Annotated in this window: 27 protein-coding genes, 1 tRNA gene and 2 pseudogenes; 15 read left to right on the top strand and 15 right to left on the bottom strand. The window is 73.1% G+C overall.

Annotated elements, in window-relative coordinates:
* Nucleotides 1–20: 20 nt before the first annotated feature.
* The 7 genes from ABZS80_RS00240 (at nt 21) to ABZS80_RS00210 (ending at nt 4,647) form a co-directional block, all read left to right on the top strand.
* A complete protein-coding gene (locus ABZS80_RS00240) occupies nt 21–677 on the top strand; it encodes a 4'-phosphopantetheinyl transferase superfamily protein (protein WP_355053713.1) in 657 nt (218 codons plus the stop codon).
* 75 nt (nt 678–752) lie between these two features.
* Entirely contained in the window at nt 753–1,820 is a 1,068-nt protein-coding gene (locus ABZS80_RS00235; protein ID WP_355053712.1) for a hypothetical protein, read from the top strand.
* 107 nt (nt 1,821–1,927) lie between these two features.
* A complete protein-coding gene (locus tag ABZS80_RS00230) occupies nt 1,928–2,641 on the top strand; it encodes a VOC family protein (protein ID WP_355053711.1) in 714 nt (237 codons plus the stop codon).
* Between the two features lie 108 nt (nt 2,642–2,749).
* The gene (locus ABZS80_RS00225) at nt 2,750–2,941 is read left to right on the top strand and encodes a general stress protein CsbD (RefSeq protein ID WP_151464306.1); all 192 of its coding nucleotides are present in this window, start codon (nt 2,750–2,752) and stop codon (nt 2,939–2,941) included.
* Between the two features lie 96 nt (nt 2,942–3,037).
* Nucleotides 3,038–3,301 carry a DUF2188 domain-containing protein gene (locus tag ABZS80_RS00220; protein ID WP_355053710.1) on the top strand — a complete coding sequence of 88 codons (264 nt, stop codon included), beginning with the start codon at nt 3,038–3,040 and terminating at the stop codon, nt 3,299–3,301.
* A gap of 273 nt (nt 3,302–3,574) precedes the next feature.
* A complete protein-coding gene (locus tag ABZS80_RS00215) occupies nt 3,575–4,375 on the top strand; it encodes a G5 domain-containing protein (protein WP_355053709.1) in 801 nt (266 codons plus the stop codon).
* 164 nt (nt 4,376–4,539) lie between these two features.
* The gene (locus ABZS80_RS00210; RefSeq protein ID WP_151464308.1) at nt 4,540–4,647 is read left to right on the top strand and encodes a hypothetical protein; all 108 of its coding nucleotides are present in this window, start codon (nt 4,540–4,542) and stop codon (nt 4,645–4,647) included.
* A 342-nt stretch (nt 4,648–4,989) separates the two neighbouring features.
* On the opposite strand, the pseudogene ABZS80_RS00205 reads toward ABZS80_RS00210, so the two are convergent.
* Nucleotides 4,990–6,230 (bottom strand): annotated as a pseudogene (locus ABZS80_RS00205) (low temperature requirement protein A).
* Between the two features lie 129 nt (nt 6,231–6,359).
* Between ABZS80_RS00205 and ABZS80_RS00200 the strand changes: the two are divergent.
* Nucleotides 6,360–6,824: a DUF1579 family protein gene (locus ABZS80_RS00200; RefSeq protein WP_355053708.1), complete on the top strand. Its 465-nt coding sequence runs from the start codon at nt 6,360–6,362 to the stop codon at nt 6,822–6,824.
* A gap of 55 nt (nt 6,825–6,879) precedes the next feature.
* Here the strand turns inward: ABZS80_RS00200 and ABZS80_RS00195 are convergent, their stop codons facing one another.
* Nucleotides 6,880–7,224, bottom strand: a complete 345-nt coding sequence (locus ABZS80_RS00195) for a VOC family protein (protein ID WP_355053707.1) — start codon at nt 7,222–7,224, stop codon at nt 6,880–6,882.
* 121 nt (nt 7,225–7,345) lie between these two features.
* On the bottom strand, nt 7,346–8,071 hold the full coding sequence (locus ABZS80_RS00190; RefSeq protein WP_355053706.1) for a TetR/AcrR family transcriptional regulator: 726 nt from the start codon (nt 8,069–8,071) through the stop codon (nt 7,346–7,348).
* 30 nt (nt 8,072–8,101) lie between these two features.
* On the opposite strand from ABZS80_RS00190, the gene ABZS80_RS00185 reads away from it, so the two are divergent.
* The gene (locus ABZS80_RS00185; protein ID WP_355053705.1) at nt 8,102–9,226 is read left to right on the top strand and encodes an FAD-dependent monooxygenase; all 1,125 of its coding nucleotides are present in this window, start codon (nt 8,102–8,104) and stop codon (nt 9,224–9,226) included.
* Between the two features lie 460 nt (nt 9,227–9,686).
* Here the strand turns inward: ABZS80_RS00185 and ABZS80_RS00180 are convergent, their stop codons facing one another.
* From ABZS80_RS00180 to ABZS80_RS00145, 8 genes are all read right to left on the bottom strand, one after another.
* Nucleotides 9,687–10,949, bottom strand: coding sequence for an MFS transporter (locus ABZS80_RS00180; protein WP_355054174.1), 1,263 nt, complete (start codon nt 10,947–10,949; stop codon nt 9,687–9,689).
* 784 nt (nt 10,950–11,733) lie between these two features.
* A tRNA-Ala gene (locus tag ABZS80_RS00175) sits at nt 11,734–11,807 on the bottom strand.
* A gap of 166 nt (nt 11,808–11,973) precedes the next feature.
* Nucleotides 11,974–12,525, bottom strand: coding sequence for a dihydrofolate reductase family protein (locus ABZS80_RS00170; RefSeq protein WP_355053704.1), 552 nt, complete (start codon nt 12,523–12,525; stop codon nt 11,974–11,976).
* A 92-nt stretch (nt 12,526–12,617) separates the two neighbouring features.
* Nucleotides 12,618–13,400 carry a hypothetical protein gene (locus tag ABZS80_RS00165; protein ID WP_355053703.1) on the bottom strand — a complete coding sequence of 261 codons (783 nt, stop codon included), beginning with the start codon at nt 13,398–13,400 and terminating at the stop codon, nt 12,618–12,620.
* Nucleotides 13,401–13,579: 179 nt separating this feature from the next.
* Entirely contained in the window at nt 13,580–14,224 is a 645-nt protein-coding gene (locus tag ABZS80_RS00160; protein WP_151464314.1) for a GNAT family protein, read from the bottom strand.
* A gap of 164 nt (nt 14,225–14,388) precedes the next feature.
* Nucleotides 14,389–15,702, bottom strand: a complete 1,314-nt coding sequence (gene glp, locus ABZS80_RS00155) for a gephyrin-like molybdotransferase Glp (protein ID WP_355053702.1) — start codon at nt 15,700–15,702, stop codon at nt 14,389–14,391.
* Nucleotides 15,699–16,694 (bottom strand): UTP--glucose-1-phosphate uridylyltransferase, encoded by a 996-nt coding sequence (locus ABZS80_RS00150; RefSeq protein WP_355053701.1) that lies wholly within the window; start codon nt 16,692–16,694, stop codon nt 15,699–15,701. Before ABZS80_RS00150 ends, glp begins: the two co-directional genes overlap by 4 nt.
* A 9-nt stretch (nt 16,695–16,703) precedes the next feature.
* Nucleotides 16,704–18,935 (bottom strand): diguanylate cyclase, encoded by a 2,232-nt coding sequence (locus ABZS80_RS00145; protein ID WP_355053700.1) that lies wholly within the window; start codon nt 18,933–18,935, stop codon nt 16,704–16,706.
* 88 nt (nt 18,936–19,023) lie between these two features.
* Between ABZS80_RS00145 and ABZS80_RS00140 the strand changes: the two genes are divergently transcribed.
* From ABZS80_RS00140 to ABZS80_RS00130, 3 genes are all read left to right on the top strand, one after another.
* On the top strand, nt 19,024–19,671 hold the full coding sequence (locus ABZS80_RS00140; RefSeq protein WP_355053699.1) for a 5-formyltetrahydrofolate cyclo-ligase: 648 nt from the start codon (nt 19,024–19,026) through the stop codon (nt 19,669–19,671).
* Between the two features lie 62 nt (nt 19,672–19,733).
* Nucleotides 19,734–20,087: an FmdB family zinc ribbon protein gene (locus ABZS80_RS00135; protein WP_355053698.1), complete on the top strand. Its 354-nt coding sequence runs from the start codon at nt 19,734–19,736 to the stop codon at nt 20,085–20,087.
* A gap of 354 nt (nt 20,088–20,441) precedes the next feature.
* The gene (locus tag ABZS80_RS00130; RefSeq protein WP_355053697.1) at nt 20,442–20,990 is read left to right on the top strand and encodes a flagellar biosynthesis protein FlgA; all 549 of its coding nucleotides are present in this window, start codon (nt 20,442–20,444) and stop codon (nt 20,988–20,990) included.
* Nucleotides 20,991–20,999: 9 nt separating this feature from the next.
* Here the strand turns inward: ABZS80_RS00130 and ABZS80_RS00125 are convergent, their stop codons facing one another.
* A complete protein-coding gene (locus tag ABZS80_RS00125) occupies nt 21,000–21,185 on the bottom strand; it encodes a hypothetical protein (RefSeq protein ID WP_355053696.1) in 186 nt (61 codons plus the stop codon).
* A gap of 856 nt (nt 21,186–22,041) precedes the next feature.
* Between ABZS80_RS00125 and ABZS80_RS00120 the strand changes: the two are divergent.
* A pseudogene (locus tag ABZS80_RS00120) lies at nt 22,042–22,269 on the top strand (hypothetical protein); the annotation flags it as partial.
* A gap of 55 nt (nt 22,270–22,324) precedes the next feature.
* Here the strand turns inward: ABZS80_RS00120 and ABZS80_RS00115 are convergent.
* Nucleotides 22,325–22,807 (bottom strand): DUF2231 domain-containing protein, encoded by a 483-nt coding sequence (locus tag ABZS80_RS00115; RefSeq protein ID WP_355053695.1) that lies wholly within the window; start codon nt 22,805–22,807, stop codon nt 22,325–22,327.
* A gap of 174 nt (nt 22,808–22,981) precedes the next feature.
* On the opposite strand from ABZS80_RS00115, the gene ABZS80_RS00110 reads away from it, so the two are divergent.
* Nucleotides 22,982–23,410, top strand: a complete 429-nt coding sequence (locus ABZS80_RS00110; protein WP_355053694.1) for a Fur family transcriptional regulator — start codon at nt 22,982–22,984, stop codon at nt 23,408–23,410.
* Nucleotides 23,411–23,511: 101 nt separating this feature from the next.
* The gene (locus ABZS80_RS00105) at nt 23,512–24,363 is read left to right on the top strand and encodes an oxygenase MpaB family protein (RefSeq protein WP_355053693.1); all 852 of its coding nucleotides are present in this window, start codon (nt 23,512–23,514) and stop codon (nt 24,361–24,363) included.
* A gap of 10 nt (nt 24,364–24,373) precedes the next feature.
* Here the strand turns inward: ABZS80_RS00105 and ABZS80_RS00100 are convergent, their stop codons facing one another.
* Nucleotides 24,374–25,219 (bottom strand): PD-(D/E)XK nuclease family protein, encoded by an 846-nt coding sequence (locus ABZS80_RS00100; protein ID WP_355054173.1) that lies wholly within the window; start codon nt 25,217–25,219, stop codon nt 24,374–24,376.
* Nucleotides 25,220–25,351: 132 nt separating this feature from the next.
* On the bottom strand, nt 25,352–25,966 hold the full coding sequence (locus tag ABZS80_RS00095) for a MarC family protein (protein ID WP_212838156.1): 615 nt from the start codon (nt 25,964–25,966) through the stop codon (nt 25,352–25,354).

Below are 25,966 nucleotides of genomic sequence, written 5' to 3'. Positions count from 1 at the left end.
TTGCGGTACGTTTCGGCGTCATGCGGGACCTGCTGCCACCCGAGGTCACCGTGGCGGTGGCCGGCGCCGCGGACTGGACCGGCGCCCTGCTCCCGGCCGAGCGGGCCTGCCTGGGCGAGCGGGCCGTGGCGGGCCGCCGCCGGGACTTCACCGCCGGCCGGGTGTGCGCGCGCCGGGCGCTGGCCGGGCTGGGGCTGCCGCCCACGCCGGTGCCCGCGGCCCCCGACCGCGCCCCGGTCTGGCCGGCCGGCGTGGTCGGGGCCATCACCCACACCCGGGACTACTGCGCGGCCGCCGCCGCCCGCGCCGCCGAGATCCGCGCGGTGGGCATCGACGCCGAGGGCCACCGGGAACTTCCCGCGGGGGTACGCCGGAAGGTCTGCCTGCCCGAGGAGGAGGCGGAGCTGGCCCGGCTGCCCGGCGGGGTGGCCTGGTCGGTCGTGCTGTTCAGCGTCAAGGAGACCGTCTACAAGGTCTGGCGCCCGCTCGTCGGGACCTGGCTGGACTTCTCCGACGCCCGGGTCACGTTCGACCCCGAGGCGGGCACGTTCACCGCCCGCATCGCAGCGGCCCGGCTCACCGCCACCGCGCTGACCGATCCGCCGTCATCGATAGCCGGTCGGTTCGCCGTGGACGCCGATCTGGTGCGCACCGCCGCCGTTCTGGTACCCGGGTGAGGGCCTGACGGTCGCGTTGCGGGCGGCTTGTACCGTCGTCCCGACTGACGATCTCGAAGGTGCCCAAGGAGTACGGTGAGCCACCCTCAGCCTCCGTTCGGACCGCACGACCCGAACCAGCAGCCTCAGGAACCGCCGACCCAGGCGTTCCCCACCGCGCCGATGCCGCCGGTGCCCGGCAGCCCGCAGCCGCCGGTCTCGGGCGCGCCGCAGCCGCCGACCTCGGGCGCCCCGTACCCGCCGCAGCCGCCGACCTCCGGTGCGCCGTACCCGCCGGTCCCGGGTGGCGGCTACCCGCCCGCCCCGGAGTCGCCGTACGCGCCGCCCTCGGGTGCGCCCTACGTGCCGCAGCCGCCGACGTCGGGTGCGCCGTACCCGCCGCCGGGCGGGGCGCAGCCGCCGTACCCGACCGGGGGGGCCGCGTTCCCCCCGCCGCCCGGGCAGTTCCCGCCGCCCCCGGGTGAGGCCTACCCGCCGACCGGGCCGTACCCGCCCGCGCCCGGGCAGTTCGGCCCGCCGCCCAAGAAGTCCAACAAGAACGTCTGGATCACCGTCGGCATCGTGGTGGCGGTCATGCTGCTGCTGTGCTGCGGCGGCGGCATCTTCGCCATCTACAGCGGGGCGCAGAAGACCAAGGACGCCATCGACAGCCTGCCCACCCCGGGCGTCACCTACAGCAACCCGGTAGACGACACCCCGACCGGCGGCACCTCGGCGACGCCGGAGCCGGGCCGGACCGACAGCGAGACCTTCAACATGCCGTCCGGCGACAAGCTGATCGTCAACGACGACGACGGCACCGTCGAGATCACGGTCGGCAACTTCCGCACCAAGGACAAGGCCTGCCAGGAGTTCATGCCGGGGCCGAAGAACGGCATGTACCTGATCGCCGACGTGACCGCCGAGGTCACCAAGGGCACGGGCTCGATCAACCCGTTCTTCTTCAAGTGGATCGGCACCGACGGCAGCGAGGAGAGCGGCGTCGGCGGCGCCTTCTCCGGCTGCGGCAAGCTGATGGGCTCGGGCAACAACCTGCCCAGCGGCAGCAAGCGCAGCGGCCAGCTCATCTTCGACGTCAAGAACAAGAGCGGCACTGTGGAGTACCAGCACCACCTGCGCACCGCGGGCTCCTGGAAGCCGTAACGACGTCCGCGTCGCAAGCGAGGGGTCGGTTCCGAAAGGGACCGGCCCCTCGTCCGTTCGGCCATTTCCATGTGCGAACGCCGCCGGCGCCCCGCTAGGAAGAACGGATGGCCCATGAGACGACCATCCCGCTGCTGCCGTGCCGCTCCCTGGACGACGTGGCGCCCTTCTACCAGGCCCTCGGCTTCCAGGTCGGCTACCGGCAGGCGCGACCCAACCCGTACCTAGCCCTGCACCGCGAGGACCTCCACCTGCACTTCTTCGGCATGCCCGGGTTCGACCCGGCCACCTCGTACGGCTCCTGCCTGGTCCTGGTCGACGACATCGTGGCGATCCACCGCGACTTGGCCGCCGGCATGCGGGCGGCCTACGGCAAGGTGCTCGTGTCGGGGGTGCCGCGGATGACCCGGCCCCGGGTGCGGACGAACCAGGACGGGCACACCGGCTTCAGCATCGTCGACCCCGGCGGCAACTGGATCCGGTTCGTGGCCCGCAGCGCGCCACCGGTCGCCGAGGGCCCGACCGGGCGGCTGGCCCGGACGCTGGCGAACGCCGTGGTGCAGGCGGACTCGCGCGGCGACCACCGGCAGGCCGCCCGGATCCTCGACGGGGCGCTGTCCCGGCCGGACGCCGCCGACGACCCGGTCACCCAGGTCGAGGCGCTGGTCTACCGGGCCGAGCTGGCCCTCGTGCTCGACGAGCCGGCGGTCGCCGGGGAGCTGTTGGAGCGGGCGGGGGCCGTGCCGCTGAGCGAGGACGACCGGGAGCGGCTGGCCGCCACCCTGCGGCACGCGGCGGACCTGGGAGCGGCCACCGATTGACCACCCACGCGCCCGTCCCCGCCGACGCCCCCGGGTTTCAGTGCTCGACGGTCGGGGACGCCGCTGGCGGAGGGGCGCGGCGGCGCCCACGGCGACAGGGGAGGCGGCATGAGCGTCGAACGGGCGAAGGACGACCTCGAGGATCTGGCCGGCCCGGCCCGGGCGCGGTTGGGTGACCTGAACCAGGACGAACGGTCCGAGGCGGACGAGGTACGACGCCAGGACGAGATCCGGGGCAAGCGGCCCGGTGAGCACGTCCAGCAGGACGCCGGTGACGCGCGGGACGACTTCACGGCCTGAGGTGTCCCGGCCTCGGCCGGGCCGGTATCTAGCCACAACCCCACAGCCGTTCCGAGGAGGGACGTTTCGGAGTAGCTGCCGACGGGGCAGATATTCGTGACCGACCATGTGAACCAGGGAGGCCACGACATGGCTAAGGGCGACATCGACACGTACCACGAGGACGGGCAGTGGAAGAACCGTCCCGAAGGCAACCAGCGGGCGAGCACGGTGCACGACACCAAGTCGGAGGCGGAAGCCGCGGGTCGGGAGACGGCCGCCGAACGCGGCGTCGAGCATGTGATCAAGAAGCAGGACGGCACGATCGGCGCGAAGAACACCTACCCCCGCAGCCGCGATCCCCGCGACATCAAGGGCTGAGCCGTCGGGTACGACGGCACGGATCCGAAGTGCTCAGGTTCGGCGGTGGCCTCCGACAGGACGCCACCGCCGATCTCGTCTGAGGACCTGCTGATCGCGGTCGGACCAGAATCGGGCTGACCAGCGCTTCCCGCCAGCCGGGTAGCTGATCACCACTCGTCGCTCCGGGCAACCAGCCGGAGCCGTCCGACGTCACAGGCCGTCGAGGTGTCAGCACCGAGGGTGCCCGATAGGCCGCTAGCAATTGTTGAGGCCGCAAGCACACTGTGAGGCGTGACGTACCCACCCCCGCAGGACCCGTGGCGCGGCCAGGCGCCCCCGCCCCCGCCGCCCCAGCAGCCGACCGCCCAGTTCGGCGCGGTCCCGTATCCGACGGGGCAGTACCCGGCCATGTCGCCACGGCAGTCGTGGTGGCGCCGACTCTCCCGCGGAGCGCAGGTTGCCATCGTGACGGCGGGCGTCCTGGTGCTCTGCTGCTGCGGCGGCGTCGCCATCGGCGCGGTCGCGGACACGCCGGCGAACACCGGCAAGAAGGACGCCGCCCCGGCCACCTCCGCGCCCGACAGCGGCGAGGCGGCCGCTCCCGCCCCGGCCGTGGTCGATGTCGCCACCCCGTCGGCGGTGGCGAGCCCGACCGAGGCGGCACCGAGCGATTCGCCGTCCCCGCAGGTGGAGACCCGGACCGTCACGTCGACCGAGAAGATCGCCTACTCGACCAGGACGGTCAAGGACTCCTCCCTGGCGGAGGGCACGAAGAAGGTCCGCACTCGCGGTGTGGCCGGTGTCCGGACCCTCACGTACCAGGTGACCGTCACCGACGGCGTGCAGTCCGGGAAGAAGCTGGTGCGGTCCGTGGTCACGAAGGCGCCGGTCACGCAGGTGGTCGCCGTGGGAACCAAGCAGACTCGACAGTGCGACCCGAACTACAGCGGGGCCTGCGTGCCGATCGCCAGCGACGTCGACTGCGCGGGCGGCAGCGGCAACGGTCCCGCGTACGTCAACGGGCCCGTTCGGGTCGTGGGCAGCGACATCTACGACCTGGACCGTGACGGCGACGGGATCGCCTGCGACTGACGGCAACCCCCGCCGGGCACCGATCCGGTGCCCGGCGGGAGCGGCCATCGCCTTAGCTCGTCGGCTCGGCGACCGGGCGGCTGCGGGGAGCCCCCGAGAGCGGGAGAGCTCGGGCGCCGCGCGTGGCCCAGAGCGCCACTCCGATGTAGAGGACCTGCTCGGGGATGCGCTGCCACAGCGGCGATGCCGGCTCGCCGGCGAACGGAACCTCCGCCGTGGCGGCGTGGATGTTCGCCGGCAGCATCACGACGAAGAGCACCGCCAGGCAGTAGCCCGCCGCGCGGCGGGTGGCCGGGATGACCAGGCCCAGGGCGCCGAGGAACTCCAGGACGCCGGTGAGGTAGACGGCCGCCGAGGGGAACGGCACTGCGGGCGGCACCATCCGGACCAGGTCCTCGTGGTTCGGCATGACGGTGACGCCCGCCGGGACGAAGTGCGCGCTCGCGGTCATGACCAGCATGAGCGCGAGGGCGTACGCCGCGGCGACCGGCCAGGCCGCGAGCCTGCGCACACCGAGGGCCCCGAGGCCGCGCAGACCGGCGAGCGCCATGAGGAGAACGAGGAAAGTCATTGGCCGTAGACCTATCTAGTCGCCGTCAAGTTCGCGCCGAACGCTACCGGGCAACCCGGAATCTTGTCAATGACAAGTTGGTGGCGCGGCTGGCCGGTTGATCGCCTACTGCGGCGGTGACGGCGCCTCTTCGGGGCTCCGGCGCTCGCGCCTCGCGTCCCACAGCGCCACCCCGGCGAGGACGACGGTGGCGGCAGCGGCGGCGAACATCGGCGTGCGGTGCATCAGCACCGGGGCCGCGGCGGCGAGTGCGACCAGTCCGATCACCCGGGACGGGGACAGCCGGGAGAACACCTCGTACTCCAATGCGGGACCGTCCGGCGAGGAAGAGCGCCGGCCCACCGAGGATGACCGCGAGCCAGAGCGGATCCTGGTGGCCGCGCGGTTCCCGGATGACCAGCGCGTAGCCGACGCCGGCGGCGAGAATGCCCGTCACGATGACCAGCTGGGTGTAGTAGCCGGACTTGCCGAGCTTGTCGGGGCGGGCGGCGACCCCGATGGCGGCGGAGAACACCGCGCCCGCCCGATGGAAGTAGATCCGCCACATCAGTACCGCGGTGGCGAAGGACAACACGGTCGGTGCCACCCGGTCCGGCGTGAACGCGTCGGCGAACGCCGCTCCCGTGAGCAGGATGGTCTCGCCGATCGTGATGACGATGAGCTGCTGGTAGCGCTCCGCGAGGTGCTCGCCCGCCATCCGCCAGTCCTCGGCCCCGGTGCGGCCGAGCTTCGGGACGGGCCAGCCGAACACGAGTCCCGCGTAGTCCAGGGCGATCGCCAGCGTCCAGAGCGCTCCGCGCGCGGGGCTCTGGGGGAACAGCGCCGCCCCGGCGATCCACGGCACGGCGGACAGGGTGGCCCAGCACAGGTGTCGCGCGGGGCTGTGCCGCTCGACGTCCCGGTGCGCGATCAGGAGGATGAGGGGCTTTCCGGTCTGGATGGCGACGTACGTGATCGCGAAGAGCAGCCCCCGCGCGCCGAACGCGTGCGGCAGGGTGACCGCGATGATCATGCTGCCGAACATGTCCAGACGATCAGCAGCTGGGTCACCGGTTGCTGGGGCTCCACCCTGCTGGTCACCCACGCCGCGTGGACCCAGACCATCCACAGGGCCAGCAGCAGGAGCACCGTCTGGCCGACCTCGGGCAGGACGACCTGACGGTCCGTCGTGAAGTCCTCGATCAGGCGCTGCGAGAACCGGGTCAGCACGAAGACGAAGACCAGGTCGAGGAGCAGCTCCCCCTCCCGGCCCCGCAGCAGTCCGCGCCAGCCACCGATCGACATCTACCGCCCGTGCTCCTGTCCGCTTCGCACCGGTTTCACGCAGTCGTACCACGGTGCTCGGACCGCCGGCAGTCAGACGGAGCAGTGCGTCGGCGGTCGGAGGTGCCCCATGGCCCCTATGGTGGGCGGATGATCCTCGCCGACTTCGCCGGGTCCTGGGCCGGCACCAACGGTTTCCGGTTGATGCCCGACGACCCGCTCGCCGAGTCGCCGGCCGCGCTCACCGTGACGACGGCCGCCGGCGGGCACCTGACCTCGGTCGCCTACTCCTGGACGCACCCGGACGACGGCCCGCAGGACGGCCTGGTCGTCATCGGGGCCGGCGACCAGGAGGGCTCGCTGGTCGCCGTCTGGGGCGACTCGTGGCACCAGCAGCCGACGCCGATGTCGTTGACCGGCGGTCCGGGAACGGACGCGACGTTCGAGCTGGCAGCCGAGTACGGCGGCGGTTGGGCGTGGCGGATCGTCTTCGACGCCGCCGATCCGGAGAACCTGCGGATGCGGATGGACAACGTGATCCCGGCCGACCGGGCCACGGCCGACAAGGCCGCCGGGCCGTATCCGGTCATGGTCACCGACGTACGCCGGGTCTGACGCGTCGGCCGTCGTCCGCGCAGGCGCATCTCCGGGACATGCGCCGGTGGCCGTGTCAGATCGCGACCGGGTGGCGCGGTTCGTAGAGACCGACTTCGCTCCCACCGGGCAGCCGTAGCGCGGTACGGAGCCCCCACCGCTCCTCGGTCACCGGGATCGTGAACTCGACGCCCTTCGCGGTCAGGTCGGCCATGGTCGCCGCGACGTCGTCGCACATGAGGAACAGCTCGTGGGGCGTCTCGCCCTCGGTCGGGTGCAGGGCGAGTTCGGCCGGCGGGAGCCGGAAGATGAGCCAGCCATGGCCGGCGTCTACGTGGCCGTAGCCGAGCGTGTCCCGGAAGAAGGCGCGGTCCGCCTCCGGGTCGCGGCTGTAGATGATCACATGAGCACCATTGATCATTCACCGACCATAGTGCCGGGACCGACCGGGCACCGCCGATCCCCCAGAAAGCGGCAAGGTCGGCAGATCCGGAACGCCTGATCGAGGTGTACTCAGCCGGTACTGGCCTGCGGGCGATTGGTCAGGTGTGGGGATGGCTGGTGATGCCGTCCAGGATGGTGCTCAGGTTGTGGTGGAAGGTTTCCTCGGCGTCGAGGTGGGCGCCGTCGACGACGAGCCGGGCGACGGTGGGGTAGCGGCCGGTGTCGAGCATGCGGGTCAGGTAGGGCCCGAGGGCGGCCTGCCAGGCGGACACGTCGGTGCCGGTGGAACGGGCGGTGCGTCGCTCGGTGATCTCCCTGCGGAGCGCTCCGACGATGAACGCGTTGAGGGCGCCCAGGGCCCGCTGGAGATCGTCGACACCGCGCACGCCAGGGGCCTTACTGAGCGCCGCCGCGGTCGATTCGCCCACGGCAAGGGCGTGCGGTCCCAGGTGTGGCCTCGCGCCGAGCAGGTCGGCGAACCACTCATGCTCCAGAGCGACGGTGCGGGTCCGGTGCACGATGGCCAGGACCGTGGCGCGCCACCCGGATTGCTGACCGGCCTCGGCGATCTGGGCATACACGGCGTCGACCATCAGATCGAGCAGTTCAGATCTGTTGATCACGTAGTCGTAGAGCCGCATCGGACCGACGCCGAGTTCCTTGGCGATCTTGCGTACCGACAGACCGTCGAGGCCGTGCGCGTCGGCGATCCGGATCGCCGTGGCGGCGATCTTCGCGCGGCTCAGCGGCACCGGCGCCGCCCGCGGCTGAGGCTCGGGCCGTTCCCAGACGGGCAACGGCGCGCTACCGTACGGCGTATCCATGAGTTACAGCGTACGGGAACGGAGATGATGATGCGAATCGCGATCGCCGGTGGTGGCCTCGGCGGCCTGACGCTGGCCCGGATCCTCCACCGGCACGGCATCGACGCGGTGGTGTACGAACGCGAGGCGAGCCGATCCGCGCGAGCACAGGGCGGGATGCTCGACCTGCACCCGGAATCCGGGCAACAGGCCCTGGCCGATGCGGGCCTCACCGGGCGATTCCGGTCCGAGGCACGGCCGGAGGGCGAGGAACATCGAATCCTCGACCCGGCCGGCCGCACCCTCGTGCACCACCTGCCACAACCCGGCTCATTCGCCGGACGCCCCGAGATCGACCGCGGCGCACTGCGCGACCTTCTGCTCGACTCGCTCCCCCGCAACGCGGTGGCCTGGCAGCACCGGCTCGTCGCGGCGACCCCACGATCCGCTGGAGGCTTCGGGCTGACGTTCGATGGTGGCCACAGCACCGACTGCGACGTCCTCATCGGCGCGGACGGCGCGCGCTCGGTCGTCCGGTCGCTGCTGACCGACGCGCCACTGTCCTCCGTGGCCACCCTGGTGGAGCTGAACATCAGCGACGCCGACCGGCGCCACCCGGATCTCGCCGAGCTGGTCGGCCCCGGAAACCTCTGGTGCATCGGCGTGAACCAGATCCTGGCCGCACAACGCCTCGCCGACGGCAGCATCCGAGTCGGGATCACCCTGGGTGCGGACGATCGCCACCTCGACACCTACCGCAGCAAGCGGGCCCTGCTGGACATCTTCGACGGCTGGGACCCCGGCCTCACCGCGCTCATCGAAGCCGGCGACAACCCGCCGGTCCCACGCAGGATCGAGGCGATGCCCACCGGCACCCGCTGGACCCACCAACCGGGCATCACCCTCATCGGTGACGCCGCGCACCTCATGCCGCCGGTCGGCGAGGGCGCCAACCAAGCCATGCTCGACGCCGCCGAACTCGCCGCCGAACTCGCCACCAGCCCCGCCGACGCCGACGCGGCGATCCGGAGGTACGAGGAGGCGATGTTCACCAGGATCCACCCGATCGCCGAGATGTCCGCACGAGTCCAAGCAATGATGCTGTCCCCCACCGCAGCCGACGACATCGTCCGCTTCTTCACGCCGCGGCCCACCGAGCCGGCACCCCCAGACTGACAACGTCGCCGGCCGCACCCCGATAGACGCTCCTGCCCCACTGCAACATCGTCGGCGGGGCACTTCGGGAGGCTGCGGGAAAGCGCCCGGGGCTCCGCTCGTCCCGGCCCGGTTGGGCCGGATCCTGCGCCAAACGATCAACGGCCAGCGTTTCCGCTGGCCGTTGCCTTCTGTCTGGTGGAGCTGAGGGGATTTGAACCTCTGACCCCCTAGATGCGGACTGGCTGCCTCGTGGTCTGGTCGTGCTGCTCGACGTACGCCGCCGATCGAATTCGCGTCGGCCGCTGACCGACGCTTTACGAGTCGGCGCCGGCTCCTTGGTCAGCGTCGAGCTGCCGACGGACCACTGCGGGCCGATGTTGACCGCTACGTCGGGCGCGCAACGGGCACGGCACTGGGAGGGACCCGACGCACGCGGCGAGGGGGTGCACGCCGTAACCGACCTGCCCGATGCGCTGTTCTAGAGCGACGTTCGGACGGGGGCGGATTCGGGCATGGGACCGGCGGTAGGTGTGATGGTGGGTTCGGTGGCGTCGGACCGCCGGTGACGCAACTCGGCCGGCAGCACCGCCAGCGCGATCAGCGCGCCGAGCAGGCCCGTCGCGGCGAAGCCCCAGGCCGGTGCGGAGGCATCGATCACCGCCCCGGCCAGCGGGGCGCCGAGTGCCAGCCCCACCGTCATCGCCGAGCCGTGCATGCCCATCGCCTCACCCCGCGCGCTCGCCGGCACCAGCCTGCTCACCGCGTCGGTGGTGGCGGCTACGGTCGGCGCGGTGAGCGCCCCGGACGGCAGCAGCACCAAGGCCAGCAGCCACCATTCGCCGCTGCCCAGACCGACCGGAACGGTGACCAGACCAAGGACAAGGGTAAGGCTCAGCGACAGCACTGGGCGGGACAGCGCACCGTAGGTGAAGCCGCCGACCAACGAGTATGAGGCCCAGAGCGCCAGCACCACACCAGTCCAGTCGACCTGACCGGCGTCACGTAGCACCGCCACCACCGTCACATCGGTGCCGGCGATTACGAGCGTGCTGGCCGCTCCACCGGCGAGCAGCCCGATCAGCCGTGGGGTAAGCCACTGCCGGCGGGGCAGCGGTTGCGCCGACGTCGTCTCCTCGTCTCGTGCCCGGGTCGGCGGGTCGAGCACCAGCAGGGTGAGTCCGGCCAGCACGATGCCGCCACCGACGGCATACATCGCCAGGGTGGGCGAGACACTGGTGGCCAGCGCCACCGCCACCGCCGGCCCAATCATGAAGCTGAGTTCGACTGACATCGAGTCCAGCGCGTATGCCTGACGGCGCTGGATCGGCGGAACCAGCGCGGCGATCGACTGCCGGACCACGGAGAAGACCGGAAGGGTGAGCAGCCCGCCGACGAACGCGGCGCCGATCAGCACCGGGTACGGCAGGACCGGCGCCATCGCCCAGAACAGCGCCTCGACCGCCGTGGTCAGCAGCAGCATCGGCCGCAGGCCACGCCGGTCGACCAGCCGGCCGAGCAGTGGTGCGCCGAGCGCCGAACCGACCGTCATCGCCGTCCCGACCAGTCCGGCGGCGAAATAACCATGGCCCAGATCGAGTACGTGCAGCGTCATCACCACCGCAGTGGCCGCCACCGGCACTCGGGCCAGGATTGCGACCAGCAGCAGGGGCCGCAACCCCGGCAGCGCGAGCGCGTCCCGGTAAGGCTTCAAATCCAACATGATCCATACCTCCCGGGCCAGCCAAGGCCGAAGCCGTCCTCGTACACGCCGAGGCCCCAGTCGTCCCGGCACTGTTGAAAGGCAGCGTGCAAACCGGTGGTCGGCAGTATCAGTTCGGGCATGCGGCTGACCGTATTGCCGGCCCCGGCGGTCAGGCCAGCGGCCGATGCGCAACATCAACAGCGCTCAGAGGTCGATCCCGTCAAGACAATGGCCGCGCCCTAGGCGACGTACAGGGGGACCCCTTACTGCGCTCCAGAGCCGCACCAGGACCCTCAATGGATACTTTCAGCAAGAGAAAGACATCAGTCTGGCTTGGTTCCGGGTCTGCCACTTCGTGACGTGCACCACAGTTGGTCCGACCGAAGGTCCTCTGCTTCTGTCAGCCGCCAACCCGCCCTCCTGAGGAGCGGGCCGTCGCCCGGCCCGCTACGTGAAGCGGGCCTGGGCGCACGTACGGACGGTGCCGGAACAGACTGAGTCGGCTCTCGTGTCACGGACCGCGCCCCGACGGACACCGCCACAGCAGCGCAGTTGACCCACCTCGCCCGGCACGGACCCGGCTCCCGGGGTCGAAGCTGGCCACCTGCGGCCACCCCTCCCCCTCCCAGGTGAGCAGTTGACCTGACCCTGAGCGGCTGTGGAGCCGGCTCCTGGGCGACTGGCATGCCCTCGGCGGACACCGCCCCCATGCTTGGGGCTTGCGGCCAGCCCCATCGCCTGTGCGGTCGACGACTGCTGTACTCGCTGCTGTAGAAGATCGAAAAGGCCGTCCCCCACGATGGGAAACGGCCTTTGAGCTGGGTGGAGCTGAGGGGATTTGAACCCCTGACCCCCTCGATGCGAACGAGGTGCGCTACCGGTCTGCGCCACAGCCCCTCCGCTGGCGTACCAGCGTCGGTCCCACCCGGCTTGCACCGGGCGGGCCGGCGACAAGGCTAACAGGTCGCGCGCCTTCGAGGCGAACCGCCCCGCGGACCCGGCAGATCTTGGAGGGAAAGGGCTCCCAGAGGGGCACAGACCCTCCAAGATCGCGAAGCGGTCGTCAGGCGGGCGCGTACGTCAGGTTCAGCACCCCGCTCTTGAGGGTCGAGCTGTTCAGCAGCCGCAGCGGGTACGTCGGCGTGTCCTCGAAGAGCCGCTGGCCGCGCCCCACGGCGATCGGGTGGACCAGCAGCCGCAGCTCGTCCAGCAGGCCGTTGGCGAGCAGCCACCGGACCGTGGTGGCGCCGCCCGACATGGCGATCTCCCCGTCGGCCTGCTCCTTGATCTCCCGCAGCCGGGCCGCGACCTGGTCCGACTCGCCGGAGATCAGGTGCGAGTTCTGCCAGGTCGTCTCGGTGAGCGTGTTGGAGAGCACGTACTTCGGCACCGAGTTGATGAACGAGGCGAACTCCATGTCGTCCCCGGACTGGTTGGGCCAGAACTCGGACCACTCCTGGTACTGCGTGCGCCCCATGAGGAAGGCGGTGGTCGCCTCCACCCCGCGGCCCACGACGGCGCCCATCTCGTCGTCGAAGTAGGGGAAGTGCCACTGGTCGGGCCGCTCCACGACACCGTCCAGCGAGATGAAGAAGTTCGACACGATCTTGGCCATCACAAGCTCCCTGTCCGCGACCGGCTCCGCACCGGCCTTCACCAACCCGTCGAACGAGGGCCGCCGGATTCGACAACACCGGCGGAAAAGTTTTAGGCGCCCCGCCCGCTCTGGTACGGCCGCCCGCGCAGACCACCCGCGCGGCGGTAGGAGACCGAGCCACCGCTCGCCGCGGGCGGCAGGTCCGCGGGCCGGTCCAGCCCCATCGCGGTACGCCGGACGGCCTCCCGCTGGGCGGCCAGCCGGCGCTGCGCCTCCCGCCGGGCCGCGGCGCGCCTCGCCTGCTCGCGGCGCACCTCGGCCTGGCGGGCGGCCAGCCACGCCGCCTCCCGGGCCTCCGCGCGCCGCCGCCGGCGTTCGGCGAGGGCCCGCTGCCGGAGGTGCACGACGTACGCCACGAGCAGGGCGCCGGTGACCGAGACGCTGATCCAGAACCCGGGGCTCACCAGCACCACGCCGATCAGTTCGACGAAGTTGAGCAGCAGCAGCGCGGCGAGCACCCGGCGCCGGCGGTAGACGGCCGGGGTGTGCCGGCGCTTCGGAGGGTGCCGTCGGCGGGACTTCGCGGGGGCGGGCGGCACCGCGCGGAGCCGGCCCGGCCGGCGCCGGGCGGGCGGTGCCGACACCGGACGGGCAAGACCGCCCGTATCGGCATCTTCACTGAGCGTGACTACGAGGGAGCGCGGCGGGTGCACCGGCCGCCGTCCGGGCACGGTGCGACGTCGACGGCGGCGCTGGAGCACCCGGGCCGTCGACTGCGCCCGCTCCGCCACCAGCCGCTCGGTGGCGTCGTACCGGCGGACCAGCGCCGGCGCGAGGGCGAGCAGACCGGCGGCGGCGAGGACGGCGAGGAGCACCGAGGTCGGCACCCTCACCCCTCCCGTCACCAAGTTCGGGGCGAGCGCCACACGACCGCAACTTCTTCCGTCGCCCGTCGTTGATGGCGCAGATCGTGCGGGCAGGCAGCGCTTGCCACAGCTTGCAGTTACTTGAGGTTACGGGCCGCCGACCGACTTCATCGTGCGCCGCGCCGGGGCGTGGCGGGTGGGAGCCTTCAACCGTGGTTGTCACGTACGCGGTGCCAACGGGCCAGCAGCCCGCCCTCGGCGACCACTTCCTCACTGGTCATCGCGTATCCGATGTGGTCGCGCCACGCGCCGTCGATGTGCATGTAACGCACGTGGTAGGCCTCCTCGCGGAAGCCGAGCTTCTCCACCACCCGGCGGGACGGCTGGTTCTCCGGCCGGATGTTCACCTCGATGCGGTGCAACCCGCCGGGACCGAACGCGTGGTCCACGGCGAGGGCCACCGCGGTGGGCATGACGCCGCGACCGGCGACCCGGGAGTCCACCCAGTAGCCCACGTAGCCGGAGCAGAACGCGCGCCGCACGATGCTGCCCACGTTGAGGTGGCCGACGAGCCGTTCCTCGCCGTTCTCGCGCAGGCACACCGCGAACGGCATGCCGTCACCGGTCCGCGCGGACCGGCGCTGGTCGGCGTGGACGTAGCGGAACGCGGCCGGCGAGTTCATCTCGTCCCAACTGCCCGGCAGGTGCGACTCCCAGGGGGACAGCCACGCCCGGTTGGCCCGCCGGATCGCCGACCAGCCCGTCGCGTCGGACCGCCGGTACGGCCGCAGCACCACCGGACCGTCCACCAGCACCGCCGGCCATCCCGGCTGCCGCCGGAGCCAACTCACCGAGTCAGCCTTCCGTTCGCGACCGCGGGGCTCGCAAGCTCACTCCTCGCGCTCACCGAGCCGGCCTTCCGTTCGCGACCGCGGGGCTCGCAAGCTCACTCCTCGCACTCACCGAGCCGGCCTTCCGTTCGCGACTGCGGGGCTCGCAAGCTCACTCCTCGCGCTCACCGGCGCCGGTCCAGCAGGAGGACGTCCACGGTCGACCCCGCCGCCGCGGTGGTGACCCGCTCGCCGAGGACGAGCAGGCCGTTCGCCTCGGCCAGGCCGGAGAGGGTGAACGGCCCACCGGCGAGCGGCTGAACGGTGTAGCCGCCGCCGCGCCGCTCGGCGACGTGCGCCGGGCGGAACTCGCGCAGCCCCACCGGGGACGAGACCGTCTCCAGCAGGTGCGCCCGGACGCTGGGCCGGAACACGGGCTCGGCGCCGGCCAGCAACTGGATGGCCGGGCGGGCCAGCACCTCGAAGCCGATCAGCGCCGCGCCGGGCTCACCGGGAAGACACACCACCGGCACCTCCTCGGCGCCGACCGTACCGAATCCGAGGGCCGTTCCGGGATAGAGGGCGACCTCTGAGAAGGTGACCGGCCCGGCCCGGCCGCCCTCCCGGCGGGACAGGATCCGGCGGACCATGTCGCCGGGGCCGGTGCCGGTGCCGCCCGTCGTGATGATCAGGTCGGCCCGCAGCGTCTGGTCCTCCAGCAGGCCGCGCAGCGCCTCCGGGTCGTCGTCGCAGATCCCGACCCGGTACGCCAGCGCGCCCGCCTCGGCCGCGGCGGCGGTCAGCGCGTGCGAGTTGGTGTCCACCACCTGGCCGGGCTGGCTGCCCCGCCCCACGTCCACCAGTTCGTCGCCGGTGGCCACGATGACCACCCGCGGGCTGGGCCGGACCACCACGTGACCGATCCCGGTGGCGGCGAAGACCGCGACCAGGGCGGGCGAGACGTACGTGCCGGCGCGGGCGAGCAGGGTGCCGGCGGGCAGTTCCTCACCGGCGCGCCGCACGCCGTAGCCCCGCTTGGGGGCGCGGAAGATCTCCACGGCGGCCATGCCCTGGTCGGTCCACTCCACGGGGACCACCACGTCGGCGCCGACGGGCAGCGGGGCGCCCGCCGCCACCGAGAAGCAGGAGCCGGGGGTGAGCCGGACCGGCCGCCAGCTCGCCGCGCCCAGGTCACCGACCACGTTCAGCCGGATGCTGCGGCCACCGGGAATACCGGAGGGGGCCGGGACATAGCCCGGCCCCCGGCTCCCTCCGGAGATGTCCTCCCAGCGCGCGGCGTACCCGTCCACCGCCGCCTGGTCGAAGGCGGGAAACGAGTGCGGCGCGACCACGTCCTCGGCGAGGACGTTGCCGTACGCCTGGGTGAGGTCGAGGTCGAGCGGAGGCAGCGCGCGTAACCTGCGCAGCACGCTGCCCAGGTAGTCGGCGAGCGGCGTCAACTCGTTCGCGGCCGCCTCGGCGTCGGCCGTCGCGGTCATGTACCGGCACCGCCGGACTGGTCGCGCATCCCGTTCAGGATCGCCGCGCTGACCGTCTCGTCGCCGTTGTTGACGAACTCGGTCAGCCACTTGCGGAACTCGGCGCCCAGGTCCTCGCGCTCGACGGCGATCTGCACCACGGTCTGGAGATAGCCGAGCGGCTGGCCCGTGTCGTAGCGGGTGCCCCGGTAGACGATGGCGTGCACCGGCACCCCCTCGTTGCGCAGGATCTCCATGGCGTCGGTCAGCTGGATCTCCCCGCCGCTGCCCGGCTCGGTGCGCCGGATCGCGTCGAAGATCTTCCCGGGGAGCACGTAGCGGCCCAGGACGGCGAGGTTGCTCGGCGCCTCCTCCGGCTTGGGCTTCTCCACCATCCCGGTGACCTTGACGACCTCGGCGAGGTCGCCGAACTCGGGACCGGCCGGCTCGACCGAGGCGATGCCGTAGCGCGAGGTCTCGGCCGGGTCGACCTCGAAGAAGGCCAGCACGATGCCGCCGGTGCGGGCCTGGAGCTCCAGCATGGCCGGCAGCAGCGGCTCGTCCATCTTGACGAACTCGTCGCCGAGCAGCACGGCGAAGGGCGCGTCGCCGACGTGCGACTCGGCGTAGCCGACCGCGTGGCCGAGGCCGAGCTGCTCCGGCTGCCGGCAGGTGTAGATCTCGGCCAGGTCCTCGGTGCGCTTGACGGCGGCCAGCAGCTCGGGCTTGTTCTCCAGCCGCTCCTCCAGGTCGGGCCGGCGGTCGAAGTGGTCCACCATGGCCGTCTTGCCGCGCCCAGTGATCAGCAGCACGTCGTTGAGCCCAGCCTGGGTGGCCTCCTCGACGATGTACTGGAGCACCGGCCGGTCGACGACCGGCAGCAACTCCTTGGGGACGGCCTTCGTGGCCGGCAGGAACCGGGTGGCCAGGCCGGCGGCCGGGATGACGGCCTTGACGGCGCGGGTGCGACCGGTCGCGGCGGTCGCTGAGGGATTAGCTGAGTGCTCCGACATGTCGCGAGACTATCGGCCACGGCCCTGCCGCGGCGGGTGAGGACCGGAAGACGCGCCGCCCTGTGCCCCCGCCCCGGCGTCCCCGGCGCCGGCCCGGGGCAGTCCGTCGGGCGGGCTGACCGCGGCGACCACCACGGGGATCTCCTGGGTGGGAACCGGATCGGGGGCCCGGGCCACCCGATAGCCGTCGCGGCCGGCGGCCTTGGCCGCGTAGAGCGCGTCGTCGGCGGCGTCGAGAACCTGCTGCCCGCCGGCCGCGTCGTCGGGGTAGACGGCGATGCCGATGGAGACGGTCACCGGGACCCGGACGGGCTCCCCCGCGTGCCCCTCCACCGGCACGGGCTGGTCCCGGACCACCGCGCCAAGCCGCTCGGCGACGATCGCGGCGCCCCGGGCGTCGGTCTCCGGCAGCAGCACCACGAACTCCTCGCCGCCCTGCCGGAACGCGAGGTCGACCTCGCGGATCTCGCCGCGTACCCGGCGGGCGAACTCGACCAGCACCGCGTCCCCGGCGGCGTGCCCCCAGGTGTCGTTGACGTGTTTGAACCGGTCCAGGTCGAGGGCGAGCACGCTGAGCATCCGGCCGAAGCGGTTGGCCCGCTCCACCTCGCGCCGGATCGACTCGCGCAGGTAGCGGTAGTTCCACAGCCCGGTGAGCGGGTCGGTCAGGGAGAGCCGCTGCGTCTCCTCGTGCACCCGGACGTTCTGCACCGCCACCGCCGCGTGCCCGGCGAAGGTCCGCAGGGTGACCAGGTCGTCGTCGTCGAACTCGTCCGCGCCGAGCCGGTCGTAGAGGGCGAGGACACCGAGCGCGCACGAGTCGTCCGACGGCGGCTCCAGGTCCCGGCGCGGCGCCAGACGCGCCGAGCTGGAGTCGTCGGACTCGGCCGGGGGGTGGCCGGGGCGGTCCGGGCCGCGCGCTTCCACGCCGCGGGGAGCGGCGAAGGGCACCGCCACGTACGTCTCGCAGGACGGCTCCCCGGTCGGCTCGTCCGTCGCCTCCCACCGGCCGCGCCGCGGCTCCCCGGTGGCGGCCACCGTGCCGAGCACCCCGGCGCCGACGGGCACCCGCAGCGTCGCCGGGTCGGCCGGGTCCTCGGTCGGCCAGCGCCCGTCCAGCCCCTCGACGCACTGGCCGACCAGCGCGCCGTCACCGTCGAGCAGCAGCACGGCACCGGCCCGGGCCCCGGTGGCGGCGATCGCGCTGTGCAGGATCACCCGCAGGATGCGTTGCAGGTCGTGGGTGCTGGCCAGGGTGTCGCCGAGCACCGTCAGGTGGCCGCGCAGCTGGTCCCGGCTGCTGGTCAGGGCGGCCACGTAGCTGCCCGTCTCCCGGGTCATCCGGTTGAACGCGCAGGCCAGTCGCCCGATCTCGTCACGGCTGCGCACCGGCACCCGGGTCGTGAGGTCGCCGTGCGCCACCCGGTCCACGGCGCCCGCCAGCTCGACCAGGGGCCGGGTGGTCACCCGGGCCAGCCGCCAGGCGGCCAGCACGGCCAGCAGGGCGGCCAGCACCACCGCGCCGACCAGAGCGGCGTAGAGCCCGGGCGGGCGCTCCCCCGGCACCGAGAGCACCAGCGGCAGCGGCTGACCGGGGGCCGGGCCGACCCGGCGCACGTACCGGCCGTCGACGGTCCCGGCCACCCGATCCCCGTCCGCCTGGCGGGCGGCGGCCAGCACCGCTGCGCGTACCTCCCGGTTTTCGGTCGTGTGGGTGATCCGGCCCGGGTCGTCGAGAAGGGTGACCCCGGCCCCGGTCACCGCGGCGAGCCGCGCCACGAAGGCCGGGTCGACGGGCTGCGCGGCGGCGACCGTGCCCAGGTCGGCGCCCGCCGGGTCACGGAGCCGGACCTGGGCGGCGAGCGCATGGACCGGGCCGGTCGTGTCGCCGGCGCAGTCCTGCCAGGGCCCGGCCGGGCCGCCGGCGGTGGCGTAGCTGGTGCGGCCGGCCGGGTCGGCGATCAGCACGGCGGCGGCCAGGCCCCGGCCCACGACCTGGTCGGCCGCGCGGGGCCGGGCGGCCGGGTCGGCCACCAGCGCGACCGCGTCGGCCGCCGCGCGGAGCTGCTGGCAGAGGGCGTCCACGGAGGTGCGCACCCCGGCGGCCGCCACACCCAGCCGCTCGGTGGCCCGACCGCGGTCGACGGCGCTCAGGGTGGACCCGACGAAGAAGGCGCCGAGCAGGACGGGGCCGAGCACCACCGTGAGGAAGGCTGCCGTCAACCGCCCACGTAGCGTCAAAGCTGGCTTCCCCCCGGAAGTACCGCGCCCCTCCCTGCGATGCTGACACAGAGCGACCGGGAGGCAAGCGTTGCGTCAGGAGTGTTGCGTGCCGGAATTTTCTGATGGAGCGGATGTGACCAAGCGGGACCTGCGGGTCGCGCTGCTCGCCCACCGCCGGTCGCTGCCGGCGCCGCGCCGGGCGGAGGCGGCGGCGTCCGTCCAGGCCGAGCTGGTCGATCTGGTACGCCGGCTGCGCCCGACCCGGATGACCGCGTACGTGCCGGTCGGCTCCGAGCCGGGCGGGAGCGACCTGCCCGCGGTGCTGCGGGCGGCGCTGCCGCCGGAGGCCGAACTGCTGCTGCCGGTGCTCCTCGACGACCTCGACCTGGACTGGGCCGCCTACACCGACCCGGAGTCGCTGCGGGCCGCCGGGCGGGGCCTGCGCGAGCCGACCGGGCCGCCCCTGGGGAGCGCGGCGGTGGCCGGGGCCGACCTCGTGGTGGTGCCGGCGCTGGCGGTGGACCGCCGGGGGTTCCGGCTGGGCCGGGGCGGCGGCTCGTACGACCGGGCGCTGGCCCGGGTGCCCGCCACGGTCCCCACCGTGGCGCTGCTGCACGACGGGGAGCTGGTCGAGGCGGTTCCGGCGCAGCCGCACGACCGGCCGGTGCGCTTCGTGATCACACCCGCGGAGGGGCTGGTGGCGGTGCCGGGTGTGGCCCAAGGCGCTTCCGCTGGACGAACCCGGGTTCCATGACGCACCATTGGCACTCGAATCCGTCGAGTGCCAAGCGACCGAGCCAAGATCCGGAGGAGAACGTGCCCACGTACCAGTACGCCTGCACCGCGTGCGGCCACCAGCTCGAGGCGGTGCAGTCCTTCTCCGACGCGCCGCTGACCGAGTGCCCGGCGTGTGAAGGGCGGCTGCGCAAGGTCTTCAACTCGGTCGGCATCGTGTTCAAGGGCTCCGGCTTCTACCGGACGGACTCCCGTTCGTCCGGTTCCGACAGCACCACGAGCGCCACGAGCAAGCCGGCCAAGTCCGAGTCGTCGACCAGCGGCTCGTCCGACAGCTCGTCGACCGGGTCGAGCAACGGCTCGTCCGCCGCGTCGTCCAGCTCGTCCTCCGGTTCGTCGACCAGCAAGGCACCGGCGGCCAGCAGCTCCTCCTGACGCTCCTTCTTTCCACGAAAGTGGCCATCCGGCACGGGTGGCCACTTTTCGTATCCCCGGAGCTGCGTCGCGTGCCAAATTCCCAGCCCCGGGCATGTGTGGCCGCCGCACCCACCCGCGTTGATCAAGAGGTTTGCGTCAGAATCCGGCGCCGAGCCGACGCAAACCCCTTGATCAACGACGCCAAGTGCGGGTCACGCCCGAGGTCGTCGGGCTCTTCGCGATCACGGTCTCCCGGTGCTTGTCCACAGGTCGGCCGGTTTTCCACAGGTGAGCCAGCGGGGGCGGCGGGAGGCGTTGTTCACCGCCTAGCCTGCCCGCGTACCGGTCGGGTCGGGTGGGCGGGAGGCGCTGGTGGCGGGTGAGGAAGCATCGTTGCGGCCGGTGCGCTGGCGCGGGCTGCCCCGGGGGCGCACGCTGCTCCGGGTGGCGCTGGTCGCGGTGCTGCTCGGGCTGGCCGCGGCTGTCCTGCAGAACCCGGCCGGCTGTCCGCCGGGCGCGGTCCCTGGCGCGGTCCCGGCCGCGGCTCCCACCCCGACCGGCGGTGTCCCGGCGGGCGGTGGCGCGCCGGACGGGGGTGGCGCGCCGGGCGGGGGTGATCGTCGCGCGGCCGCCCTGCCGCTGCCGGCCGGAGCGGTCGGGGTGCCGGTCCGGCTCGCCGAACCGGCCGCGCTCGCGGTGCTCCGCCCGGGTGCCCGGGTGGACCTGCTGGTCGTGCCGGCCGGCCGAGCGGCGGGGGCGGCCACCCTGCTCGCGCCGCGGGCGCTCGTCCTCGACGTGGTGGGTGCGGCCGGGGCCGTCGACGGCTCCTCGGCGCTCTACCTGCCGCTCCGCCCCGAGCAGGCGCAACGCGCGGTCGGCGTGCCCGAGGGCAGCCGCTTCGCCGTGGTGGTACGCGAATGACCCGGCCGGTCAGTCCCAGTGCGGCGGGCGCTCGGCGAGCAGCCAGTCGTCGTTGCCGGAGGAGCGCTCGCCCCAGCCGCGGTCGGTGTCGTCGGTGGTCTGCTCGGGCAGCACGACGAGGTCTTCGCTGAGGTCGACCACGCGGTCGTCGTCGCCGCGCGGGACACGGATGCCGGGATCGCTCACGAGCGGCAAGGATACCGCCGGACGGGTAAGGGTTCGACCGCTGAGGCGCGAACGCCGGGCGCCATCCCTCGCCGCCGACGGTCCACACCCGCCTTGGTCAACTCCAGGTCGCCGAGCCGGCGGTATCCGGCTCCCCTCGATACCACTACCTCGCCGAGGCGGAGTCGATCACGGACCGGCCGAAGCGGTGCCACGATGGCCCGTCGCGTCGGGCGGCCGACCGGCCGGGGCGTTGGTAGCGTCGGACGGCGTGACGACGCCGAGCGGTGGCAGGCCCGAGGACGAGATCTGGCGACGCCCGGACGAGCCGGCCGGCGCGACCCCGACATCCGGCACAGACCGAGCCGGCACAGACCGGACTTCCGGCACAGAGCGAGCCGGCACAGCCCACACTCCCGGCACCGACCGAGCCGGCACGGCCCGCACCCCCGGCACAGACCGAGCCGACACGGCCCACACTCACGCCACGGACCAGGCCGACACGGCCCGCACCCCCGGCACCGCGCAGACTCCCGGTACCGAACAGGCTGGCGCGGACCAGCCCGCTGCGGCGGCTGGCGGAAACGTGGCCCGCGGCTCAGCAGCCGACGGTGACCAGCCCGCCAGCTCGACAAGCGACGCTCCGCAGCCGGAGACCAGCCCCTGGTCGCGCGCCGGCCACACCGACAGCCCGTGGGCAAGGCCCGGTCAGGGTGCCACCGCGACCGGCGGCTGGCCCGCGCAGACCGCCCAGGCCGAATCGACCGGCGGCTGGCCCGCGCACACCGGGCAGGCCGGGTCGACCAGCGGCTGGCCCGCGCAGACCGGTCCGGCCGGTGGTGGGCTGCAGCAGGCCGCCGCGGCCGGTGGCTGGGGGCCGGGTGGCGCGCCCGCCGGATATGCAGGCCCGCCGCCGACCGTCCCGCCGCCGCCCGGCTGGCGACCGCCGGTCCACGTGCAGCCGACGCCGCCACGCCGGCTCCCGCCGCAGGACATGGCCGCCATGGACCAGGCCGAGGGGCAGGCCCAGCGGCTCACCTACGGCATCGGCGCCGTCGTCGGCGTCGTGCTGGTGCTGCTCACCTGCCTGCTCTGCTCGCGCCTGCTCTTCTGAGCCGGTCTTCTGAGCCGGCCGGGCGCCCCGGCTGGAGCGGCCCGGCCGATCCGGGTCAGACGATGCCGCTCCACACCATCTTGGCGCCGCTGTCACCGGTCAGATAGACGTAGACCAGCGCGAACACGGCGAGCACGATGATGATCGCGGTGAGCACCAGGGACAGCCAGCGGGGCAGGTTGCGGGTGCGGGCGAAACCGCTGGTCACCAGCAGCAGTAGGAGCGCCGCCACGGCCAGCCCGACGGTGAACCAGAACAGGTTCCCGCCGTACTCGGAATGCTCGTGGATCTTCTGCAGGCCCTCGGGCGGGTAGCCCCGCTGGCGCAGCACCTCTTCCAGCGCCTCGCCGGACTCCGTCGCCACCCAGGTGACGATCGGGGTGAGCACGGCGAGGATCGCCACCGCCCAGTCCAGCCGGGGCCGCCAGCGGGGCAGCACCCCGTACGCGACGGAGAGCAACGCCAGCAGCGGCACCAGCACCACTGCGGCGTGTACGACCAGGACGTGGCCCGGCAGGCCGTTGACTTCCCTGAACACCGACACCTCCGGCGAGTGGACGGGATCGCGCGGTCAGCGTACGACGTGATGATCCGCCGTCCCGCTTCCGTACATCGACACACGCACGGGTCACCGGCGCGGTTCACCTGTGGCCCAAACCACCCGCGGTCCCGCTCGCTTGTCGGTCCCGAGGGCCCGTGCTGTCATGGACGCATGTCCACGGGCGAGGAGCTGCTCCGGTCGAGGGGCCTGCGGGTCACCCGGCCGCGTCTCGCCGTGCTGGAGGTGCTCGCCGCCGGCGGTCACCTGGAGGTCGACGAGATCACCCGACGGGTCCGTGAGCGCCTCGACTCGGTCTCCACCCAGGCTGTCTACGACGTGCTCGGCGCGCTGTCCCGGGCCGGGCTGTCCCGCCGCATCGAGCCGGCCGGCAGCCCCGCCCGTTACGAGGCCCGGGTCGGGGACAACCACCACCATGTGGTGTGCCGGGGCTGCGGTGAGATCGCCGACGTGGACTGCGCCACCGGCAACGCCCCCTGCCTGGACCCGAACGTCGCGCACGGCTTCGAGGTGGACGAGGCGGAAGTGACCTTCTGGGGCCTCTGCCCGGCCTGCCAGGCCCGCCGCTCGGCCGACGACTGACCGGCCGCGCGCCGGCCTTCGCCGAGCTGACCGCACCCCCCGCGCCGGCCTTCGCCGAGCTGACCGCACCCACGCCCAGACGGGCGTGGCACTCTTGGTCGGTGGACTCCGATGACCTCGGCCTGTTCGGTCCGGGATCGGTCACGTGGAAGGTGCACGAGGAGCCGATCCTGATCGTCGCCGGCCTGCGTTCGCTCTACCTCCAGGCGCTGCACCCCCGCGCCATGGCGGGCGTCGCCCAGAACAGCAACTACAAGACGGACGCCTGGGGCCGGCTCGTCCGCACGGCCACCTACGTGGCCACGACGATCTACGGCACCACCGCCGAGGCGGAGGCGGCCGGCCGGCGGCTGCGTACGCTGCACGCCCGGATGCGGGCCACCGACCCGTTCACCGGCGAGGAGTTCCGCATCGACGAGCCGGACCTGCTGCGCTGGGTGCACGTGACCGAGGTCGAGTCGTTCGTGAGTACCGCGCGGCGGGCCGGGCTCGCGCTGACCGACGACGAGGTGGACGGCTACTACACCGAGCAGCGCCGGGCGGCGGCCCTGGTCGGGTTGGACCCGGCCGACGTGCCGGGCACCGCCGCCGAGGTGGCCGACTACTACCGCGCGGTCCGGCCCGAGCTGCGGATGACCAGGGAGGCCGCGGAGACGGCGCTCTTCCTGACCGCCCCGCCGATCCCGTGGAAGCTCAGCCTGCCGGTGCGGCTCGGCCTGCACCTCGGCCCGCCGCGCTGGGCGTACCTGGGAATCGCCGGCACGGCGCTGGCGCTGCTGCCGGCCTGGGCCCAGCGGCTGTACGGCGGCCTCGGCCTGCCCACCACCGCGCTCTCCGCGGACCTGGGCGTGCGGGCGCTGCGGCTCGCCCTGGCGGCGGTGCCGCGGCGCTACCGGGAGGGCCCGTTGCAGCAGGCCGCCAAGGAACGCGCCGCCCGGCTCGCGGCGGCCTGAGAAGCCGCGGTCAGCCCTGGTCGGCGACCGGCGCGGCGGGACGCTCCACGGCCGCCCAGGGCTCCTTGCCCGGGACGGCGGCGCCGGCCGGACAGGTGCGCCGATAGTCGCACCAGCCGCAGCGCGGCCCCGGCTCGGTGGGGAACGCCTCGTCGGGGTCGGCGCCGTCGGCGACGGCCCGCTCGGCGGCCATGATGTCCCGCGCGGTGTCCTCGGCACGGGTGAGCTGCCGTTGCAAGGACTCCGGCGTGTGCTCGTGCGCCGCGACCGTGCCGGTGGGCAGGTGGTGCAGCTCGACCCGGCGGCACGGGCGGCGGAACACCCGCTCGGCGGCGTACGCGTAGAGCGCGAGGGCCTGTGAGCCGCGCGCGTCGTCTCCGTCGAGCCCGGTGCGGCCGGTCTTGTAGTCGACGATGACCAGCTCGGGCCGGCCGTCCGGGCCGGGGCGGGAGTCGATGCGGTCGGTGCGGCCGTTGAAGGCGAGCACGGCGGTCTTCACGGCGACCACGCGTTCCACCCCGAGCGGCTCGTCGGCCGGGTCGAGCCCCGCGACGTAGGACTCCAGCCAGGACAGCGCCCGGCGGAACGCGTCCCGCTCCTGCTCGTCGTCGCGGTAGCCCTCGCGGACCCAGGTGCCCTTGAGCAGGGTGCCCAGCACCTCGGGGCGGCGGCGGTCGGGGGCCAGCGCGTACCAGTTCTTCAGGGCCGTGTGGACGCTGGCGCCGAGCGAGTTGTGCGCCCACGGCGGGCCCTTGGACGGCGCGGGGCGGTCCACGTACGAGTAGCGGTAGCGCCGGGGGCAGTCGGTGTAGGCGCCGAGTTTGCTGGGGGTGCAGACGAAGAGCCGTTCCGGCATGCCCTCGAAGCCGAGCTGCTCGGCCTGCTCGGCGCGGGGCCGGGGTGCCCGGCCGCCGGTGGGTCGCCCGGTCGGGGAGGGTCGTCGCACGCCTCAGATCCTGCCACCCGGGTACGACAGTGCCGCGACGGCTCAGCCCATGGTGAGGTACTGCGTGACGAACGCGGCGATCGCGTCGGCGATGAGCTGCACGGCGATGGCGGCCAGCAGCAGGCCGGCGATCCGGGTCAGCACCTCGATGCCGCCCGGCCGCAGGATCTTGACGATGCCGCCGGAGAAGCGCAGCACCACCCAGACGGCGACCATGACGGCGACGATCGCGGCGGCGATGGCGAGGTAGTCGGTGAAGCCACCGGCCTGCTGCACGAAGAGCATGGTGGCGACGATGGCGCCGGGGCCGGCCAGCAGCGGGGTGCCCAGCGGCACCAGCGCGATGTTGCTGGTCGCCTGCTGGTTCGGGTCGTCGGACTTGCCGGTGAGCAGTTCCAGCGCGACGAGGATCAGCAGCAGCCCACCGGCGGCCTGCAAGGCGGGCAGGTCGACGTGCAGGTAGGCCAGGATGGTCTGGCCGGCGACGGCGAACACCACGATCACCCCGAGCGCCAGCGCGACGGCCTGCCAGGCGGCCCGGTTCCGGTCGCGGGCGGCCAGCGGCCCGGTCAGCGCCAGGAAGATCGGCATCATGCCGGGCGGGTCGACGATCACCAGCAGGGTCACGAAGACCTCGCCGAAGAGCTTGAGATCCAC

The organism is Micromonospora sp. NPDC005305 (assembly GCF_040607315.1).
In the GTDB taxonomy this organism is placed as follows: Bacteria; Actinomycetota; Actinomycetes; order Mycobacteriales; family Micromonosporaceae; genus Micromonospora.
Note: the sequence above shows the minus strand (reverse complement) of the source record. Positions and strands in the feature narration are given on the sequence as shown.

Bases quoted from the DNA above. Each gene is read 5' to 3' on its own strand.
- ABZS80_RS00225 (WP_151464306.1), top strand. From the start codon at position 2,750: ATGAGCGTCGAACGGGCGAAGGACGACCTCGAGGATCTGGCCGGCCCG.
- glp (WP_355053702.1), bottom strand. From the start codon at position 15,702: ATGACCGCGACGGCCGACGCCGAGGCGGCCGCGAACGAGTTGACGCCG.
- ABZS80_RS00170 (WP_355053704.1), bottom strand. From the start codon at position 12,525: ATGGCCAAGATCGTGTCGAACTTCTTCATCTCGCTGGACGGTGTCGTG.
- ABZS80_RS00195 (WP_355053707.1), bottom strand. From the start codon at position 7,224: ATGATCAATGGTGCTCATGTGATCATCTACAGCCGCGACCCGGAGGCG.
- ABZS80_RS00150 (WP_355053701.1), bottom strand. From the start codon at position 16,694: ATGTCGGAGCACTCAGCTAATCCCTCAGCGACCGCCGCGACCGGTCGC.
- ABZS80_RS00110 (WP_355053694.1), top strand. From the start codon at position 22,982: ATGTCCACGGGCGAGGAGCTGCTCCGGTCGAGGGGCCTGCGGGTCACC.
- ABZS80_RS00190 (WP_355053706.1), bottom strand. From the start codon at position 8,071: ATGGATACGCCGTACGGTAGCGCGCCGTTGCCCGTCTGGGAACGGCCC.
- ABZS80_RS00200 (WP_355053708.1), top strand. From the start codon at position 6,360: ATGATCCTCGCCGACTTCGCCGGGTCCTGGGCCGGCACCAACGGTTTC.
- ABZS80_RS00210 (WP_151464308.1), top strand. From the start codon at position 4,540: ATGCGCTGCCACAGCGGCGATGCCGGCTCGCCGGCGAACGGAACCTCC.
- ABZS80_RS00230 (WP_355053711.1), top strand. From the start codon at position 1,928: ATGGCCCATGAGACGACCATCCCGCTGCTGCCGTGCCGCTCCCTGGAC.
- ABZS80_RS00100 (WP_355054173.1), bottom strand. From the start codon at position 25,219: ATGCCGGAACGGCTCTTCGTCTGCACCCCCAGCAAACTCGGCGCCTAC.
- ABZS80_RS00185 (WP_355053705.1), top strand. From the start codon at position 8,102: ATGCGAATCGCGATCGCCGGTGGTGGCCTCGGCGGCCTGACGCTGGCC.
- ABZS80_RS00240 (WP_355053713.1), top strand. From the start codon at position 21: ATGCGGGACCTGCTGCCACCCGAGGTCACCGTGGCGGTGGCCGGCGCC.